The sequence below is a fragment of the Streptomyces sp. CO7 genome, from assembly GCF_053474865.1.
This window is the reverse complement of record NZ_JBRIOU010000002.1, coordinates 389,740-391,806: the sequence shown is the minus strand read 5'-3', so window position 1 is coordinate 391,806 and position 2,067 is coordinate 389,740. Positions and strand designations below refer to the sequence as shown.

Below are 2,067 nucleotides of genomic sequence, written 5' to 3'. Positions count from 1 at the left end.
GCCCGCCGCTCACCCCGCCGGCCGGCCCGCCGAGTTCCTCGGCGAGCGCGGGGCCCTCGTACCGTTCCCACAAGGAGGCGTGGACGAGCCGCAGCGGGAGGCCGCGCAGGGCGGCCTCGTCGGCCGCCCAGTCCACGGCGCCGAGGCTCTGCTCGGAACCGTCGACGCCGACGACGAGCGGCAGGCGCATGATGTCTCCTCCTCCGTCGCTGTTCTGCCCGGTCCCCCGCACGTCAGTCGTGCGGGACGACGGCGACCGGCGCGGCGGCGTGGTGCAGCAGCGCCCGGACGACCGGGCCGATGTGGGTGCCGACCGCCGGCCGCTCGCTGAGGGCCGGCACCGCCTGGGAGAAGGAGCCGACCAGGAACCCGGCGATCCTGCCGAGGCCGCGCGAGCCCAGCACCAGCAGCTCGGACTCCTCCGCGGCCCGGAGCAGCGCCGTGACGGGCTGCCCGGTGAGCTCCTGGGACTCGACCCGCAGCTCGGGGTGACGGCGCGCGAGGTGGGTCCGCGCCTCGTCCGGGAGCCGTGCCGACCACTCCCGCCGCAGGTCGCTCGGCGGCAGCGGTGCGGCGAGGGTCGCGGAGACGTGGACGGCAGGCTGCCGGTCCGCGGCGTTGACCAACCGCAGGGGCAGGTCCCGCAGGAAGGCTTCGCGGGCGCCCCAGTCGGCGGCGGGGCTTTCCGGCGAGCCGTCCAGGCCGACGGTGACGGTGCGGGTCATGGGGGAACCTCCTTCAGGCTCCTGCGAGTCTTCGCCCCGGGCCCCTTCCCCGGCAGAGGCCACTGGTCCCACCGCCGGGGCCGAGGGTCCCGGGCCCGGGGGCCCGACGGTCCCGGCCGACCCGGGTCGGCCGGTCCGTGGCCCGGCGGGTGCGCTCAGTCGGTCCGCTGCCGCAGGCGGTCCTTCGCCTGGGTGGCGATCACGGCCGCCTGGATGCGCCGCTCCACGCCGAGCTTCGCGAGCAGGCGGGAGATGTGGTTCTTCACCGTCTTCTCCGCGAGGTACAGCCGCAGGCCGATCTGCCGGTTGGTGAGGCCCTCGCCGACGAGGGCCAGGATCTCCCGCTCCCGCTCGGTCAGCCCCGTCAGCTCGTCCTGCTCCTCCGGTCCGCCCCGCAGGCGGGCCATCAGCCTCGCCGTGGCGCTCGGGTCGAGCAGCGACTCGCCCCGGGCCACCGCGCGCACGGCCGACACCAGGTCGGAGCCCTGGATCTGCTTCAGCACGTACCCGGAGGCGCCGGCCATGATCGAGTCGAGCAGCGCCTCCTCGTCGTCGAAGGAGGTCAGCATCAGGCAAGCCAACTCCGGCATCCGCGACCGCAGTTCGCGGCACACGCTCACGCCGTCGCCGTCCGGGAGGCGCACGTCGAGCACCGCGACGTGCGGGCGCAGGGCAGGTATGCGGATCAGGGCCTGCTCGACCGTGCCGGCCTCCCCGACCACGGTGAGGTCCGGCTCGTCGTCGAGCAGGTCGTGCACTCCACGCCGGACCACCTCGTGGTCGTCCAGCAGGAAGACCCGGATCGGCTCGTCCTGTCCGGGCCGCTCGCCGTCCGTCATGTGCCGCTCCTCTTTGCTCGGGCCGAACCGACTGGCCAGGCTACCGGCCGACCCGACATCCTCCCCGATCCGGTTCCCGGCGGCCACCCCCGGCTGTCGGCCAGGTCCCCGGTCAGGCGTCGCCGGACGGCTCGACCAGGACCTCGTCGGCGCCGGGGGCCAGAAACGCGAGCAGGGCGGCGCCCTCCCGCTCCACCTCCTCGCGTTCGCGCCCGCCCAGCACGGCGTAGGGAGTGACGACCAGCCGGGCGGCTCCGCGGCCCTTCTTCTCCTTGCGCCAGACGCCGCGGACGAAGCCGTCGACCAGGAGGGTGCCGGGGATCACGGCGTTGCGGGTCATCATCCGGCGCTGGCTCGCGGGGCTGATGATCCGGGAACGGTCGGCGTGCGAGAGGACCGCGTTGTCGTACTCGGCGAGGAAGCGCACCGGGGCGGGACTGTCCGGGTCGGGGCGCGGGGCGTCGGGGAGGTCGAAGAGTTCGGTCCCCCTCTCGTCCGTGAAG

The 2,067-nt window shown here is 74.9% G+C and carries 4 protein-coding genes; all 4 read right to left on the bottom strand.

The genetic code is table 11. The annotated features are described in order from the left end of the window. A partial coding sequence (locus ACOV8S_RS03710) for a universal stress protein (RefSeq protein ID WP_448316081.1) occupies positions 1 to 190 on the bottom strand: 190 nt, incomplete at its 3' end. Between the two features lie 43 nt (positions 191 to 233). Then, positions 234 to 725 (bottom strand): universal stress protein, encoded by a 492-nt coding sequence (locus ACOV8S_RS03705; RefSeq protein WP_448316080.1) that lies wholly within the window; start codon positions 723 to 725, stop codon positions 234 to 236. Positions 726 to 880: 155 nt separating this feature from the next. Next, entirely contained in the window at positions 881 to 1,564 is a 684-nt protein-coding gene (locus ACOV8S_RS03700) for a response regulator (protein WP_448316079.1), read from the bottom strand. A 112-nt stretch (positions 1,565 to 1,676) separates the two neighbouring features. Beyond that, positions 1,677 to 2,067: DNA glycosylase AlkZ-like family protein (locus ACOV8S_RS03695; protein ID WP_448316078.1), on the bottom strand; the 391-nt coding region annotated here is incomplete at its 5' end.

Excerpts from the sequence above, each read along its gene's own strand:
- ACOV8S_RS03705 (WP_448316080.1), bottom strand. The coding sequence starts at position 725 with ATGACCCGCACCGTCACCGTCGGCCTGGACGGCTCGCCGGAAAGCCCC.
- ACOV8S_RS03700 (WP_448316079.1), bottom strand. The coding sequence starts at position 1,564 with ATGACGGACGGCGAGCGGCCCGGACAGGACGAGCCGATCCGGGTCTTC.